Source organism: uncultured Eubacterium sp. (assembly GCF_934525195.1).
Classification (GTDB): domain Bacteria; phylum Bacillota; class Clostridia; order Oscillospirales; family Acutalibacteraceae; genus Eubacterium_R.
In genome coordinates this window covers 199574-217063 of record NZ_CAKSZA010000003.1, presented here as the reverse complement: position 1 = coordinate 217063, position 17490 = coordinate 199574, and the positions used below count along the sequence as shown (strand labels likewise).

Here is a 17490-nt window from a genome sequence, read left to right as displayed (position 1 = left end):
GTAAAAAGTTATTGACTTTGTGTCCTATATTTGTTATAAATAATCTTGGATATTGTTCGTGCATAGGGGTATTTTGCGCCAAAATTCAAAATAAGGCTCAAAAAGTCCCTATGATTCCACTTACAGCTGTAAAGCAAAACGCTTTACGCAGTGTCAAGCAATTTGCTTTACATTTCGTCTGCTGTAAAAATCATTAAAAGAAAAGGAGAGATGATTATGAAAAAAACGAGCAAAAAGTTACTCAGCTTTTTCTTGGCTGTAGTAATGATCGTTACTTCATGCTCTGTCGGATTTACCGCATTCGCGGAAGACAAAAATGCAGCTTCCGACAGCTACTGGAATGATGTAACGGAAGCCAAAGATGCGTTTGACGCTATCGATGGCATAATCACTTACGCCCTACCTTCCATTTTGAATATGGAAATCAACGGCGAAAAGATTTACAGTTCCCTCGGATGGAGCAAACAACAGGCTCAAACAGCCACATTGCAAGAGGTTTTGGCAAAAGCCAGCCCGCAAATTGCAGACTTGTTGAGCGGTTTGCTTAGTTTACCTTCCGGCAGTTCAAAAACTGCCACAAGAGATCTTGAAACTTTCTTGCGCAACCACAGCACAATTTCAGGTCTTGCAAAAGGTACTACAGGTAAATGGGAAGTATTCAGTAAGTACTACACATACTTAATCGACCCTAAAGCAGGTGACAACGACATCAGCTTTATCGACCTTTACAACTTCTGTGAAGCTAACAAGTCCAACGCTGAGCCTGAAATTGCAGAATACTGCACACAGACTTTGGAAAGATTGGACGCTCTTATGGGTTACCTCAACGGTTTCTTGAACGATTCCGCTGAAGGATACAACACCAAAAAGAGAGATGCGTACATCGCATATGACGCACTCAGAAAAGCAATCGTTAAGAAAGATAAGACATTCCTTGGCAAAGGCGCGTCACTTGAAGAAATCGGTGAATTCGTCGTTCCTGCGTTCACATTCAAGAACGTTGCTAAAGAAACTGTTTCAATCGCATCTATGAGCATCAACGAATTGATTGAAAACCAATACTTCAATAACGGTATTTCTGAAGCTCAAACCGCATTGTACAAATCAGGTTCAACTGCAAAGATCAGCACAGTTGCCGAAGCACTTGTATATTACTATTCATTTACAACAGGTCTTCAAACATTTTTCCCTACCAACAACTATGCTGCAACAAGTATTGCCGCAGCAAGAAACGGAAGCACATACCAAAACGCCACAGAATACATCAGACTCGCTCAACTTGGCGGCACTCCTCTTAACACTAAGAGAATCGGCGGCAGCGTTGATGAAAAGCTTACTGTAAACAACTATGAAGCACTTGTTAAGAGCTATGTTAAGCAGCTCCGCGACAACGGTGACGAAAGATTTGCAGGTTATGTTGAAGGTTCAAACGAATACTTTTACATTACAAAGGCTGTTGTTGAATGTCTTGGCGACTTGCTTGATGACAGCACTTCATTAACACTTGAAACTGCTAAAAAACAAGGTAGATTAGACGCATTTGCATCAAGTTCATTTGAATCAATTAACATCGCTACTCTTGCAGAGCGTGAATTGATTGTAAGAGCTGACGATAAAAACTTCACATATTCCGAAGCTCGTGAATATGCAAAAAAGAAGATTAACGATGCAAAAATCACAGAAAGACAGTACAAACTTCTTTGGGCTGCTGCAAAAGAGCCTCACCTTAAAAGTTCTAAAGATTTTAAAACATTTATTAAGTCAAACAACTGTGATTTGTCACCGGAAGCTAAAAAATTCCTTACTCAAAACTCAATGAGTGACGGTGACTTGAACGACTTTTATCAGAATTTAAAGAAAGCTGAAACTTTTGAAGATGCAAAGAACATTGTTTGTCCAATAAACAATGCAAGATATAATCTTTGTAAGTATACAATATTCAGACATCCTGATGATGCTCGTGTTAACCCTGTTGATTTCTTTAATGAAATCGCTTCAGGTTATGTAACATACAACGCTTTTTCTACAGTCACAGGTCAATACGGTGATATTTCGTCACCTGTATATGATAGTATTGAAAATGAGTATTATAAGACTATAAAAACTCATTTCAGTGAAAATTCTATCCAATATAGATATACAGCTAAGGACAAAGATGGCAAATTCCTCTTTAAGATGGAAAATGAAAAAGTAATCAACGCTTACAACGAATCTACTCAAGGTTCTTATGCTGATGTTGAAAGCCTCAATACTTTGCTTAACGAAAAAGTATTTGACGCCCTCTTAAACGAGAATGACCCAAGCGGTATCGGTTATCTTGTTAAATCACTTGTTGACTCTGACATCGTATTGTATAAGGATGCAGCAGGAAACGAAACAGGCGTACTTAAAGACTTATGGTTAAATCTCTACAACAAGCCTGTTGAAACGATTTTCAACATTCTTCCTGTTTTAATGGTTGTTGTTGATGAATTCTTGGTTCCGACTGTTATCAACGGTGAAAATACATATCTTGGAACTTCAGCACCTGTAGATGCTAACCACACAAGTCCGTTGATTAGCTTGTCAGCTCTTCTTGAAACATTGGGTGCTTCACTTTTGGTAAGCGTTAAGGATGAAAATGGCAAAGATACAAGCGCTAAGCAAATCAACAGAGACAGCAATGGTAAGATTGGCGCAGGTTCAATCATCAAAACACTCGACTTGAACACAGTTTTGCCTATCGCACTTGCTTACCTTTCAGGCAACGATGCTTACAAGACTGCAGCAGTGGCTAAGTATGCTAAGGGCGGTGCTCTCACCACTTACGGCGACTATTTGCAATCTAACGGTTTCTCAAACATCCGTGAAGATTCAACAGATTCTAAGTCAAGATTGGTTGACAATGTTAAGGTTATCACAGGTTTCTATATAGTAGATAAATATTTAGAAAACTTTGATATTATGGATATCGTTAAGGATTCTAACGGTAAATTAGACGCTACATTGGCAACAGGCTTGAATGAACTCATTCAGGAAGTTGGCTCATTCGGTTACGAAGCAGCTGATGAATACCTTGATGATTGCAAGAACGATTCTTCACACGCTGATTACAGATACACAAAGGCTGACGCAACAAAAGAAATCGCTATTGCTCAGACAGGTTTGAACAACATTCCTGTAGCTCTTCCAAATCTTCTTGACAGACTTGGCAAAAAGTTCTTCAACAAGTACGGTGTTAACACCGATTGGACTTACCTTTACAGCGGAAAGTTCAGCTCAAAGAGCAAGACTTTCAGCAACGGTACAGCTACACAAACAACTAACGCTCGTCTTGAAGAGTTTAAGGCAGGTGCTTCAAGAGAAGCAAACACAGAAAATGCTGTCAACAATCTTGATGCATTCATGAACGCTTTGGTCGGCACATGGATTAACGGCTTGCTCGACTTCTTGAACGATGCTTTGACAACAGATAACAAGCTTACATACAACATTCCATTGATTGCAGGCTTGCTCAATTCTATCGGCGGCATCAGCGAAACAAGCGTTATTACAGACATTCTCAACGGTTTCTTCGGTCTTACAAGAGAAGACACAGCTTCATTCACTTTCAAGAACCGTGCCGTAAAGAATTTCTCAGGCTTGTCAGTTGAATCAGGCTACTTCCTCATTGCAAACGTTGTTTACTTTGACAAGACAACTAAGGAAGCAAAGGGTCTTATTCCTCTTATTGAATCAATCAAAGCAGGCGTTGCAGCTCAGACTCCAAACAAATCAGGCTCAGCTTCAACAGATTCTGACAAGACAGAATCAAAACCTGCCGAAACAAAGAAACCAACTCTTGTTAACTCTTCAAAGGCTAACAAAAAGTATAACAAAGATAAAGTATTAACAAGCAAGAACATTAAGACAGCAAATGAGTTGCTCTCAAAGCTCGATACACTTCTTGCATCTCTCCTTGCAAATTCTTCACTCAATGATTTCGCTTTGAATTCAAACGAAAACATTCTTGCAGGCGTTCTTACAACTGCATCAAACTACATTGGTGAAAAGAATTCTAATTCATTGCTTACATTAATTGATGAATATCTCAAGGTATTCGATACAACAGCTAAGGACGGAAAGGTTGATGCCGACAAGGTATATTCAGATTCTAACCTTTCAAACCTTGTAATCAGCACATATCGTTTGCTTGAAAACATCATCGGTTATGTATTCTACGATCCATCAAGCGGTGTTCTCAGAGGTTGTGACCCACATCACACCATTGCATCGGCTATCAACGGCGTTTACTCACCTGATTCACTTTCAGTTCGCATGTCATCAAGATGGGCTGCAAGAGATCTTGAAGGCAAGAAGCACTGGAGCGATGTTAAGAGCATTAGCTTTGGCATCTCAAACGGTGACAAAACAAGCTTCTACGATGCACTTGGCGACTCACTTTCAACAGTTGCCGCTGTATTGGGCGCTGTACTCACCTACACATACACAGACTCAACTCATACAGACAACCTTTACTCAGCTGTATTGGAGCCTGTACTCGGTGCAATCGCTAAGCACACAGGTGCAACAGGCGTTATTTCAGGCAAAACTTGGAACTCACTCAACGGTAGCGAGCAACTTATCAAGGGTATTTTGACTCCGCTTTCAAATATCCTTACACAGTTCTACAAAGCTCCTGCATCATTCCTTGTAAACCTTGTTGCTTCACTTGGCGAAATCCTTGAGGATAACGCACTTACAAAGATTGTCAATGATGCTTTGGGTATCGTTGTAAACGTATTTGACGGTGCTGCTTATGTAATTGGCAACAGCTCAATGCTCAACGCACCGACACTCGTTAAGTTCCTCGGCGAATTACTCAATTCAAAGACAAACGGTATTATTACAACAAACTTCACAATTAAGTTTGCTCTTCCTGAGAAGGACATCATTGTAAATCTTCTCAAGGACATTAAGATTGGCAGCATCAATATGACTCTCGGTCAGCTTGTTGCCCTCAAGAGCATTGACTGGAAGGCACTTGCAAGTGCAAGCACTGCCGGTGAAAAGCTTCTCCTCATCTTCAGCTATCTTGTAGATGTTGCATTGAGCTCACCTGCAATTCTCGGCTTGGTTAAGGACTCTGCTCCTGAACTTGTAAAACTTCTTGAAACTCTTGATCCTGCTCAAATCCTTGCTATGCTCAGCGCAATTCTTGATGTAACACAAAGCCCAACTGAGGTTTACTGGACATTCAAGGAATACGCAGGAAAGCTTACAAACACATTTGTTTACCCTAAGGGTATCACAGCAAACGAAGCTGACGAGGCTGTTGACAACCTCGACAAGCTTGTACAAAATATATTCCCTCTCCTCAAGGATTTGGGCGTACTCGATGCAGAGAACTTGTCGTCAGTTGTAAACGGCTTGCTCTTCACAAACGAAAACCTTACAAAACTTACAACAACAGTTTACGGCGGTATCTACGATGCAGCTAAGAAGGCTGACATCACAGCACTTCTTGCATCAATCGGTCTTGATGTTTCACCTAAGGGTGTTGCTGCAATCCTTATGGATGACAGCTACGGCAAGACTTACTCTTCAGCTGCCGCTAAGTTGAAGAAAGCTAAGAGCTGGAAGAATGTTAAGAAACTCAACTGGGGCTTCAAGGATGGTTCTTCAAAGGCTCAGACAGGATTTGTAAATGCTCTTGCAGCACTTCTTCGTCCTGTAAACGGCGTACTTTCAATCTTCCTTGCAGAGGGCAAGGGTCTTGACCTCAACCTTGACGAAAACTCAAAGGCTGAAATCATTAAGATGGTTAAGACAATCAATGTTAAGAAGTCTGAAATCGGCGGTATCAAAGATAAGGATCCATACGGTTGCAAACTTTATCTTGAAATCAAGAACGGCGTTCTTATCATCACAATCGACAGCAACGCAAGCGACAAGAATTCAACATTCAAACTTGACATCAACGGCGTTGCAGCAACATTGATCGATATGGCTTCAGAGTCAGGCTTCGGTCTTGGCACAAACGGATATGAAAATGCAATTATCCCACTTCTTGAAGCATTCCTTTGCGAAGATGTTGCAACATATGACGAATATCTTTCTGATTATGAAGACGCTAAGGATAACCTTCTTATCGACATTCTCAACCCAATCGTAGGCTTGGTTAACAGAGTGCTTGAATCACCTGCTAACACATTGACAGCTGTTCTTCCAAACCTTGCATACTTCATTGACAGCAACGGTTTGGCTCAGGCAGTAAGCAATCTCCTTGCTCCTATTACTGCTAAAAACGGCCTTATCGGCATTCTTGACAAGAACGGACTTAATGTTGACAAGCTCATCAAGCAAATCACAGGCAAGTCACTCGGCAAGGTTGTAACAGATGCTCTCGGCATCAACGCAAAACTTAACCTTAAATTGACAGACCTTGCAAGCTGCAATGTTCAGGTAATCGTTATTCCTCTTGTTAAGTCAATTCTCAAGAAGAACAAGATTAACATCAAGATTCCTAACATCTCATTCGCAAGCATCGCTTCTTACGGCAAGATCGTTAAGGCAGACAGTGCTGCAAAGAACAGTAAGGGCGACTACGAAAGATTGATGGTTAAGGCTGACAAGGGCAAGATGTTTGTTGCTCTTCTCAGATACGTTGGCGATGTTCTTATCAAGAACGCAACAACACTCAACAAGCTTCTCGGTGGCATTGACGCTATCAAGAACAACAAGACAATCAAAGACATCCTTGACTGTGTATTCTCATCACTCAAGGTTGCAACAAAGGATGATATCGTAAGAGCTGTATTCTACTTCCTTACACAAAACGGTGCAATGGATTCATTCTTCGATTACAGCAACTTCGTAACAAAGAAGTATGACTTCACATTCGGTAATATGGATGAGGACTTCTGCAGAAAGCTCGCTCCAATGCTTGACGGCTTGGTTGGCGGTCTCCTTGCTGACAAGGGCGGTCTCCTCGGTCTTATCACCGATATGGTATACAAAGACGACATCATCAGTTCTCTTGCAGTAGGTCTTTACGGCGCAGTTGACGGTGTTGACCTCGGCGATATGGGCTCACTTACAGCACTTCTTGCTAAGACAAACATCGACTTCACAACATCAAATGTTGCAAGCCTCCTCACAGACAAGAGATACGGCAAGACATTTAGCCAGCCTGCAAGAGTTATTGCTAAGGCAGGCAGCTGGAAGAATGTTAAGAAAGAAGACCTCAAGTGGGGCGTTAAGGACAGAGAGTCATTCCTCAATGCACTTGTTGCAGTTCTTCGTCCGGTTTACGGTGTAGTTGATGTTCTCTTGAACAACGGCAACCTCAACCTCTTCAATATGCTCAGCATTCCTGGCTCAAACGGCTACACATCATTCATCGTTCCTCTCCTTGAGGCATTCGGTGTATACAACATTAAGACTCAGTATGATTACAGAATGGATATGGAAAAGGCATATGACGCACTTCTCCTCGACATTCTCAATCCTCTTATGGATAAGGTAGAGGATATCCTCAATGCACCTATCGAAATGCTTGCAGATATTCTTCCAAACCTTTCACTCTTCTTTGCAAACAACGGTTTGCTTCAGTTGATTGACAATCTCTTGACACCTGTTTCTGCACTTCTCAATGCAGTTAAGCCAATCATTAATGTAAACGTTGTACTTGATGTACTCGGCGTTGATGTTAATGCTCTCCTCGGCAAGATTGGTATCAAGGCAAATGTTAAGGTTGATGTTTATGACCTTAAGGGTACACTTGAACCTGTAATCGGTTCACAAAGCGTTGTATCACTTCTCAACGGTATTCTCGGCACAGTCAAGATTAAGGGTAAACCACTCGGCTTGGTTCTCCCTGAAATTGATTGGTTCCAGCTTGCAAGCCACGGTAAGGTTGTTTCAACAACTTCACAGGTTGCAACATTCGGCACAAGAATTGCTGTTGAATCAGACCAGGATGAAACTCTCATCGCTGTTCTCAGATACCTCATCAACACAATCAACTACAAGGATAACTACGACAAGATTGTTGCTCTCGTTGGCGGACTTCTCGGCGGCGCAGGCGACAGTATCTCAGGCGTAGTTGACCAGGTACTCGGTATGCTCAAGGGCGACGCTGACCCTGTTATCGAAAGCCTTGTAGAGTTGCTTCAGTCAATCGCAGGCTAATAGTTAATAACTAACGGCTTACAACTGAATACTCAAAACATAAAGGTCATCCTCAATCGAGGATGGCCTTTTAGTTTGCAACAATTTAGCCTCCGCTTATGGCGAACGAATAAGGCTCCCCTTGTTGCAAGGGGAGCTGGCAAACCGCAGGTTTGACTGAGGGGTTAAAGGAACTAAACATACGAATTGCACGACTGAGGGGTTGAAGCAGTAAAACCCCTCCGACTCGTTGCACTCGTCACCTCCCCTTACATTTAAGGGAAGGCATGTATTCCGACGCCTCCTTAATATACAAAAAAATAGTGGCAACCATTCTACCTCCATAAAATATAATTATTTGCACACAAACACTTGTATATCGTGCCAAAATTATGTATAATAAACCCATATATAACTTTATACTCGGTGGTGAAAAAATGCTCGGAAAATATGTTAGAGTCAAGATAGAACATCCTATCGGCTCAACGGACGAAGCGGGCTACACCTATCCATTAAATTTCGGCACTGTATACAATACGGAAAATCAAGATGCGTTTGTTATGGGCATCCATCATCCCGTTCGCAATTTTGACGGCAGGGTTATCGCAATCCTGTGCGACAGGAAGAAAAATCATTATATTTGGGTTGTTGCGCCGAAAAGTACCCGCTTCATAATCAATGACATCAAGGAATACATTGATGTTGAAAAAGACTTCCCTACTTACAGACTTGAATGCCTTTACGAATGCAGTTGCGGAGCAGTCGTTTTTAGGGACATAAAAGGCGAAGTGCGATACCTTTTAATCAAAAACAATCGCTCGGCTCATTGGGGTTTTCCAAAGGGTCATATCGAACCGGGAGAAACTCCGGAGGAAACCGCATATCGTGAGGTGCTTGAAGAAACAGGACTTCACGTCAATTTGATTGACGGATTCAGCTGTGTGTCAAAGTACAAAATCCGCGACAAGATTGACAAAATGGTTACCATCTTTGTCGGCACAACGCAAGACACATCAACCGTTATTCAAAAAGAAGAAATTGAAGATTATATTTGGCTGACCTATGACAAGGCAATGAATTTGCTTAGATTTGAAAATGACAAAAACATTCTCTCAGGTGCATATAATTTTCTTAATGAACACAATATAATTTAAAGGTGATTTTATGCACGAGTTTGTTACAACGTTTCAGGAATTTTTAACTTCGCACGGTATTCCGGATTGGCTTGTTGTTTTCATCATATCCGTCTGCCCTGTTTTGGAATGCAGACTCGGTATGTTCACGGCAATCAGCCTGCTTCAAATGAATATTTTTAAAGGCTTCATTATCAGCTTTTTAGGTAACATATTACCTATTCCGTTCATTCTGCTTCTCATAAACAAGATTTTTGAGTGGCTGAAAAAAATTCCGGGAATAAACAAACCGATTTATTGGCTTGAAGCCAAGACACTGAAAAAAAGAGACAAAATTGACAAGTACGGCATTTGGGGATTACTCATTTTCGTTGCCATTCCTTTGCCGGGCACAGGTGCTTGGACAGGCTCGCTTCTCGCTTCCCTGCTCAATCTTGACAGAAAAAAGAGCTTCGGCGTAATTTGCATCGGTGTTTTCTTTGCCGGAGTGATAATGACAATTTTGTCCAAAGTTTTTAATATGGCAGTATTTTGATGATTAATGAACAAAAATGTTTGCTCGCCTGTTTGAGAGCATATTTTAACGAAGAAAAACCGAATATTGATTACAACGTTAATTGGAACAAGCTGTATTCGTTCTCTACGGCTCACAATTTAGCCCCGATTGTCTTTTCTGTAATCAGAGATAATCGTTCCTTTCAAAAGAACGAAACAGCTTATAACGCCTTTAAAGATACGTTTTACGATGCAATCGTCACCTACGATATGCAAAAAGCAATTATTGACGAGGTCGACAGCTTGCTGACCGAAAACAAAATTGAGCACATATTTTTCAAAGGTGCACAGTTAAAAGAACTTTATCCGTCCCCTGAGCTTAGGCTTATGGGCGATGTTGACGTGCTGATAAGGCTTGAAGACCGACCAAAAGTTAAAAAGCTTTTTGTCGACAACGGCTTTGAATTGACCGAGGACAACGGTCCTGTTTATAACTACCGCAAAAACGACCAAATACTCGAATGTCACACAAAGATTGTCAGCGGTAAGGTCGGCAACGCAGATGCAGAATCTTATTTTGAAGATGCAATCAATCACGCAAGTTTTGACAATTTTTGCGGAAAATTCAATTCCGAATACTATTTGATGTATCTGCTGACTCACATTGCTCACCATTTTTGGTTTTACGGTGCGGGAGTCAAGATGATACTTGACCTTGCGGTGTTCATCAAACAGTTGTCGCCCAACCTCGACATTGTTGTTGAAAAAATGGACGCACTGAAACTAAAACGCTTTTCGCAAATCATCCTTTCAATCTGCTACGATTGGTTTGGGGTGGGCAAAAGCTTCACTGCCGACACCGACAGCACAAAAAATTTCTTGATCAGCTTCGGTGCATTTGGCAACATCAATCGCAACAAAGCAGTTGTTGTCAGGCGCAAAGCGATTGAGGACGGTCACGAAACCGGTTTTATGACAAAACTGACGCTTCTTTTTCCGTCATACAAAAAAATGAAAAATATTCCGTATGCAAAGTTTATAGACGGCAGACCGTATTTGCTTCCGTTTGGATGGATATACAGAATTATATATAACTTAAAAAACAAAAAAGATTTTTTGATTGAAGCGACCTCCGGCCTTGGCAGTGATGAAACAAAGCGAGAGGCACAAAAAGAGATTGATTACTTTGAGGAGATAGGATTATTATGATTTTCCTTATTATTTTGATTGTACTGCTCGCAGTGGCAGTTGTTGGTTTTATTACTTGGTTTTTCTCAACCAAGGCAGACGGAAACTGTCCGCTCTGTGCATTGAAGGCTTTTCCGCCGTCAAAAGTGACTATCGATTACAAAAAAGACGAGGACTACAACGGCGGCAGCAAAACGCCGATTATGGGTTGGTCAAGCTGGAACACCTTGCGCAACCACATTGACGAGGACACTATCCTTGAAATGGGCAAAGCTATGGTAGACACCGGTCTTGCAGACGCAGGCTACGAATACATCAACATTGACGACTGCTGGCAAAGTTCTATGAGAGATGAAAACGGAATGCTTCAGGGCGACCTTGAAACTTTCCCGAGCGGTATGGCAGAACTCGGCAGAAAAATCAATCAACTCGGTCTTAAAATGGGTCTTTACGCATCTAACGGCTCGCTCACCTGTGAGGACTTGCCTGCTTCTCTCGGCAACGAAGAAATTGACGCAAAGACTTTTGCATCTTGGGGTGCAGAATTCTTCAAATACGACTTCTGCCACCACCAATACATCAGCGGTAAAACTCCGATTATTGAATACGTGGGAATCAGCCGCAGAGGCGAAAGAGAGTCAATCAAGCTCACTCCCGACCGTGCAAAGTATTTTGGCAGAGCAAAGAAAATCGCCGTCAATGAACTTCCTACAAAAAAAGGTATTGCTTTCTTGAACCACGGCGCAGGCAAGGCGCAATTCAAGGTAGACATTCCTCAAAGCGGAGAATATGTTTTCACAATTCATTTCAAAAAACTTGCAAGCAAAAAAGAAACCTATCTTCAAATTGATGTCAACGGCAACATCAACGAAGTGTTCTTCCCGCCAAGTGTGGCATTCACTCCCGATGCAAGACTTCAGACAGTCATCAAGCTTTCGCCAGGCGAAAACATCATTACACTTCAAAACCCTGTTGTCACCCGTGCCGATTCATCATACATTCAGTACAGACGAATGGGCAAGGCACTTGAAGATGCTTCTCACGCTTGGTCAATGTATTCGGGCGAACCTCAAAAGCCAATCACATATTCCATCTGCGAATGGGGCACAAACCACCCTTGGACTTGGGGTGCAAAGGCCGGCAATATGTGGCGTACGACCCACGATATTATGCCAAAATGGTTCAGCATTTACTTAATCTATAACCATACAATCAGACTTTACAAAAACGCTTCTCCGGGGCATGTAAACGACCCCGATATGCTTGAAGTCGGCAACGGCAAACTCACTATCGAGGAGAACCGTGCACACTTCACATTGTGGTGTATGATGGCTGCTCCGCTTGTTTTGGGCAACGATTTGAGAGAACTCACCAACGGCTCAAAGAAAAACGACGCAATCCTCAAAATTGTTACAAACGAAAACCTTATCAGAGTTGACCAAGACTCACTTGTAAAACCTGCAAAGCGTATCGCAAGAAAAGGCACAATCGACATTCTTGCAAGACCGCTTTCAAACGGCGACATTGCTCTCTGCTTCTTCAATATGGGCAGAAACAAAAAGGAAATCGAGTTTGACCTTTCAACTCTTAAAGACGAGAAATATCTCAACATTTCACGCATCGGCAAGGCTCAAATCAAGAACCTTTGGAGCGAGGAAATCTTCCACTCCGACACAATCAAAACAGCCGTTGCATCTCACGATGTAAAGGTTTTCAGAATTTCTAATCTATAATTAAACCTAACAGCCTCCCCTTAAAAATTAAGGGGAGGTGGATTTTTGCACAGCAAAAAGACGGTGGGGTTTAACAAATATCTGCATAGAAAAAGCGACCCTCGAATCATTCGAGAGTCGCTTTTTCGTGCTTGTAGCAAGCACTTGGAGTAAATTTATATAAAAATCTAAAAGGGGCTATATTAAAAGGTTGATGAAATTAATCATACAACCTTGGTTGCGTTGTTAATCTCTTTTGCATTTTTCAGCTCAGTAATTTTGCCTTGAGTGATAACCATACAATCAGGAGAGTCAATGTTCAACTCCGACGGGTCATAATTATCAGGAACTCTGTTCTTAACCATTGCGCCTTTAATCATAAAGAATGCAATATCACGGCTTAATCCGGCATAATCAACATCCAAAATCTTTGATGTGATATGCTTTGAAAAGAAGTTTACGAGCGGTCCCATCATAAAGGCTGTGATAACTGTGCCGATACCGATGTTCTTTACGCCCGAAACATCGCCCTTGAGGAGCGAGGTTAAACCTCCGCTCACTACAAGACCTATTATAATCACGGCTAAATCCGTCATAACTCGCAGCCATTTGTAATGTATAGGAGTAAATTGACTGAGCATAAAGCTAATCGAGTCATAAGGACCGACGCCGATGTTTGAAACAAAAAACAGAGAGCAGGAAAAGCACAGAACAATTATGCCTGCCGCAAGTAGACAGATGCGAACCGCAAAGCTATTACTTACATGAGGAGAAATAAGACCGCTGAAGAATTCGCAACAATAACCGACGCCAACCATATTTATCACCGTGCCTACGCCGATAAGTCCTCTGTGAGCAACTATCACGACAAAAACGATGATTACGGCATTGACAATCAGCTGAAATGTTCCGTAGCCGATTCCCAAGGTGGAGGAAATATTCATATTCATTGATGTAAAGGGGTCAACACCAAATCCGGAAACATTGAAAAGTGCAATTCCAAAGCCCATAACGATAATTGAAATTACCGTAAAGACAATTCGCTTGAACATATTATGCTGAACGAACATATCTTTGATGTAGCCATATGCTTCCTTTTCAAATTTCTTCATAGAATACGCCTCGTAATCTTGACAAATCCAATCATTTGCCTAACTTTCCTCTCTCTTGCACCCTATTATAATATCCTTTTCAAAAAATGCAAGAGGATTTTATCATATTCTATGTGTTGGATAGTATACACAAACTTAGATTGAAATTTTTGTGCAAATTGCACAATGTTATTCCATCTGTTTGCCAAGGAAAGAAGCTGCCACCTGCACAAGTTTTATGTCTGCTTCGCTCGGCAATGCTCCGTTTTCGTCATCAAAAACAGCCACCGCACCGCTCACATCGCCGCCATAAATTATAGGATAAACAATCTGCGCACGGCGGTCAAAACCCTCAATAGCATTCATCGACGGCACTTTGTCGGTCTTGATGTGAATCTGCCGATTTTCCATAAGTTCCTCAAGACTTTTGCTCACTCTGCGTTCAAGCACTTCCCTTTTGCTGATGCCCGAAGCGGCGATAACATGGTCGTTATCCGTAATAACGATAGGCATCCCAGCATCCTTGTGGAGCACCTCGGCATACTGCCCCGCAAAATTGGACAACTCCCCAATCGGCGAATACTTCTTAAAAATAACTTCCCCCTCGCTGTCCGTATAAATCTCCAGCGGGTCACCCTCTTTAATTCTGAACGAACGGCGGATTTCCTTTGGGATAACAATCCTGCCCAAATCGTCAATTCTTCTGACAATACCTGTTGCTTTCATTTTTACCTCTCCAATTCATTTTCATTTTTACTGTAATATTTTGTACAACAAATCGCAATTAATACCGATTTTCTTATTTTAACCGCATTGCACACATAAAAAGACCGTGATGCAAAGCGAAATGCCCTGCGTCACGGTCTTTTAGAGTTTTATTAATTTTTCAAATTAATCTGAAGATGATTGAGTGGGAAGATACGGAATGAGCGCCTCCGCAAGTTTGATAGTCGGCATTGTTTGGAGAACAACCTTGCCAGGACCGGTTACAACCGTGTTGAAAAGTCCCTCTCCGCCAAAAATTATGTTCTTTGCGCCCTTGATGGTTTGCACTTCCATTGTGCACGAGCCTGACATCATCACGACATGACCCGTGTCAACAATAATCTGCTGACCTGCTGCAAGTTCATATTCAATGGCAGCTCCGTCAATTTCGACAAAAGCAACGCCGTTGCCAGAAAGTTTTTGCATTATGAAACCCTCGCCACCGAAAAAGCCTGAACTCAATTTCTTTTGGAAGAAAACAGACAAATCAACACCGTCTGTTGAAGCGAGAAACGCACATTTTTGCACGATATATTCATTGTTCTGTGAAATTTCCAATGCCAAAATATCACCCGGAAAACTGCTTGCAAACGCAATTTCTCCGCATCCGCCAACTGCTGTGTACTTGTTTTGAAACATTCTTTCGCCTGAGAACATTCTGCCAAAAATCTTGCCGAGTCCACCGCCCACGGTTTCCATTTTCATATTCGGCGACATCCAACTCATTCCGCCGCTTTCGGTTACCATTGTTTCGCCCGAATCGAGCTGACAAACTACGGCAGGAAAATTTCCGCCTTTGATTTCGTATTTCATATAAGCCCTCCTTTTATTTTATATTCTGTTTAATTATACATTATCACATAACCATACAAAATACAATTATCGTTATTTCTATATTTGCCTATTGATTTTTGTGCAAAATACAAAAATGACGAGGAGATTTTAACTTTTAACCCCTCAGTCGTTATAAATAACGACAGCTCCCCTTGCAACAAGGGGAGCCTTAGTAGGTATTATTATATTTGCGACAGATTTATTGCTTATTTTCTTCGGTTTCTGCTTTTTTCTTTTCTTCGTACTTTGCGGCTTCTTCTTCCTCAAGAACTCTGTATGCAACCTTGCCTACCAAAGTTTTTGGAAGTTCGGTGCGGAACTCGATTTCTCTCGGAACACCATAGCGAGAAACATTCTTTTTGCAGTTTTCGATGATTTCTTTCTTAATCTCGTCTGACGGTTCAACGCCCTGACGGAGAACAACAAATGCCTTTACAACATGCATTTTGTATGGGTCAGGAATACCGACAGCGCAAGAAAGAAGAACATCGGGATGTGCATCAATCGCATTTTCAACCTGTGACGGATAAACATTGATGCCCGAAACGATAATGAGACGCTTCATTCTCTGCTTGTAATAAACAAATCCGTCCTCATCCATATATCCGAGGTCGCCCGTGTGGAGCCACAAGTTGCCGTCCTCGTGTCTGCGGAGAGTTGAAGCGGTTTCTTCTGCGTTGTTGAGATAGCCCTTCATAACTGTCGGACCGCAAATGCAGATTTCGCCCTCTTCGCCGTATGGGAGTTCGGTGTCGTTATTTGGATTTACAATAGCATAATATGTATCAGAAAGAGGAATACCGATGCTGCCCTCACGGTACATATCATACGGAGTAAGGCAAGAAGCTGTTACGCACTCTGTTGTGCCATAACCCTCTCTTACCTGAATTGTTGCGTTGTGTTCCTTGAGGAACTTGTCAACTTTCTTTTTAAGCTCAACAGAAAGTGAGTCGCCGCCGCAGAACATACCACGAAGGAATGAAAGGTCGTAATTGAAGCCGTCACTGCGAAGAAGTGCCTCATAAAGTGTCGGAACACCAACGATAACATTCGGCTTATACTTCTTGACATCTCGTGCATAGGTCTTGATTGTGAACTGCGGAATAATGATGCAAGTTCCGCTTGCCATAAGTGCTGTGTGAATGCCGACACCCAAGCCGAAGCCGTGGAACAAAGGCATAACGGAGAACATACGAAGTCCCTCCATTGTGAAGCCTGCGTTTGCCGCAACCTGTGCTGCGAGTGCGTTCATATTCATATTTGTGAGCTGAATACCCTTTGATGTGCCTGTTGTACCGCCCGAGAAAAGAATAACAGCGGTGTCCTCTGCCTTTGGAAGTTCGTTTGTAAGAGTAACCTTTTTGCCTCCTGAAATGAAATCAGGCCAGTCTATTACATTCATGTTATCCTTTGGAAGCGGAGCCGGCTTATCCTTTACCGTAAGCGGATAAAGCATATTGAGTGGGAACGGAAGTTCGTCCTTGATGTGAGCAACAACCACCTTAACAGGGTATTTGACTTGCTTGAGTGCTTCAAGCACCTTTTCGTAGAACAAATCAAGAACTAAAACAGCCTTGCTTTGAGTTGTGTTGATGTAAAATGCGATTTCGCCTACTGCCGAAAGCGGGTGAATCATTGCCGGAACAGCACCGATTCGGTTAAGAGCATAGAATGTGTCAACGCCCTGCGGAGTGTTCGGCATACAAACTGTGACCATATCGCCCTCGTTGATACCGATGCTTTTGTAAGCCTTGCCGAGAGTTTCAATCTTGTTCAAAAATTGCTTGTAGTTGGTCTTTTTACCTTGGAACTCATACGCAACGCTGTTCATCTTCTTTTTTGTTTCGGCAGACTCCTTTACTGCTTCATACATTGAGCCTGTCGGATAATTAAGATGAGCCGGCATATCTCCGAAATATTTGAGCCATGGTGCTTTTGGTGTGTTCATAGCATATCTCCTTAATCTTTGCGATGTATCGGTATTATAACTAATTAATAAATAAAAATCCACCTTTTTAGCAATTATTAATAGTTATTTTATAATAAATTCACTTTTGACCGCATAAGTATGGGCTGAGATTGTATATATTGGTTGAAAATGCCTGTAATAATTGGTATAATATAAAAATATTATCTAACGAG

Annotated in this window: 9 protein-coding genes; 5 read left to right on the top strand and 4 right to left on the bottom strand. The window is 41.8% G+C overall.

Annotation, left to right across the window (positions count from 1 at the left end; all coding sequences use genetic code 11):
- Nucleotides 1-216 precede the first annotated feature (216 nt).
- The 5 genes from Q0E03_RS04570 (at nt 217) to Q0E03_RS04550 (ending at nt 12679) form a co-directional block, all read left to right on the top strand.
- Entirely contained in the window at nt 217-8151 is a 7935-nt protein-coding gene (locus Q0E03_RS04570; RefSeq protein WP_297129810.1) for a hypothetical protein, read from the top strand.
- A gap of 416 nt (nt 8152-8567) precedes the next feature.
- Nucleotides 8568-9284 carry a bis(5'-nucleosyl)-tetraphosphatase gene (locus Q0E03_RS04565; RefSeq protein WP_297129809.1) on the top strand — a complete coding sequence of 239 codons (717 nt, stop codon included), beginning with the start codon at nt 8568-8570 and terminating at the stop codon, nt 9282-9284.
- Between the two features lie 10 nt (nt 9285-9294).
- Nucleotides 9295-9798 (top strand): small multi-drug export protein, encoded by a 504-nt coding sequence (locus tag Q0E03_RS04560; protein WP_297129808.1) that lies wholly within the window; start codon nt 9295-9297, stop codon nt 9796-9798.
- A 32-nt stretch (nt 9799-9830) separates the two neighbouring features.
- Complete coding sequence (locus tag Q0E03_RS04555) at nt 9831-10967, top strand: nucleotidyltransferase family protein (protein ID WP_297129807.1); 1137 nt, start codon at nt 9831-9833, stop codon at nt 10965-10967.
- Nucleotides 10964-12679 (top strand): alpha-galactosidase, encoded by a 1716-nt coding sequence (locus Q0E03_RS04550; protein ID WP_297129806.1) that lies wholly within the window; start codon nt 10964-10966, stop codon nt 12677-12679. The genes Q0E03_RS04555 and Q0E03_RS04550 overlap by 4 nt, the downstream gene beginning before the upstream one ends.
- 203 nt (nt 12680-12882) lie before the next feature.
- Here Q0E03_RS04550 and Q0E03_RS04545 read toward each other — a convergent pair whose 3' ends face one another.
- From Q0E03_RS04545 to Q0E03_RS04530, 4 genes are all read right to left on the bottom strand, one after another.
- On the bottom strand, nt 12883-13770 hold the full coding sequence (locus tag Q0E03_RS04545) for a YitT family protein (RefSeq protein ID WP_297129805.1): 888 nt from the start codon (nt 13768-13770) through the stop codon (nt 12883-12885).
- 168 nt (nt 13771-13938) lie between these two features.
- Nucleotides 13939-14475 carry a stage V sporulation T C-terminal domain-containing protein gene (locus Q0E03_RS04540; RefSeq protein WP_297129804.1) on the bottom strand — a complete coding sequence of 179 codons (537 nt, stop codon included), beginning with the start codon at nt 14473-14475 and terminating at the stop codon, nt 13939-13941.
- A 165-nt stretch (nt 14476-14640) separates the two neighbouring features.
- Nucleotides 14641-15327, bottom strand: coding sequence for a TIGR00266 family protein (locus Q0E03_RS04535; RefSeq protein WP_297129803.1), 687 nt, complete (start codon nt 15325-15327; stop codon nt 14641-14643).
- 220 nt (nt 15328-15547) lie between these two features.
- Nucleotides 15548-17296 (bottom strand): class I adenylate-forming enzyme family protein, encoded by a 1749-nt coding sequence (locus Q0E03_RS04530; RefSeq protein WP_297129802.1) that lies wholly within the window; start codon nt 17294-17296, stop codon nt 15548-15550.
- Nucleotides 17297-17490 lie beyond the last annotated feature (194 nt).

What these genes read in the sequence shown, in the direction of transcription:
- Q0E03_RS04545 (WP_297129805.1), bottom strand. Translation starts at nt 13,770, where the DNA reads ATGAAGAAATTTGAAAAGGAAGCATATGGCTACATCAAAGATATGTTC.
- Q0E03_RS04560 (WP_297129808.1), top strand. Translation starts at nt 9,295, where the DNA reads ATGCACGAGTTTGTTACAACGTTTCAGGAATTTTTAACTTCGCACGGT.
- Q0E03_RS04570 (WP_297129810.1), top strand. Translation starts at nt 217, where the DNA reads ATGAAAAAAACGAGCAAAAAGTTACTCAGCTTTTTCTTGGCTGTAGTA.
- Q0E03_RS04565 (WP_297129809.1), top strand. Translation starts at nt 8,568, where the DNA reads ATGCTCGGAAAATATGTTAGAGTCAAGATAGAACATCCTATCGGCTCA.
- Q0E03_RS04535 (WP_297129803.1), bottom strand. Translation starts at nt 15,327, where the DNA reads ATGAAATACGAAATCAAAGGCGGAAATTTTCCTGCCGTAGTTTGTCAG.
- Q0E03_RS04550 (WP_297129806.1), top strand. Translation starts at nt 10,964, where the DNA reads ATGATTTTCCTTATTATTTTGATTGTACTGCTCGCAGTGGCAGTTGTT.
- Q0E03_RS04530 (WP_297129802.1), bottom strand. Translation starts at nt 17,296, where the DNA reads ATGAACACACCAAAAGCACCATGGCTCAAATATTTCGGAGATATGCCG.
- Q0E03_RS04540 (WP_297129804.1), bottom strand. Translation starts at nt 14,475, where the DNA reads ATGAAAGCAACAGGTATTGTCAGAAGAATTGACGATTTGGGCAGGATT.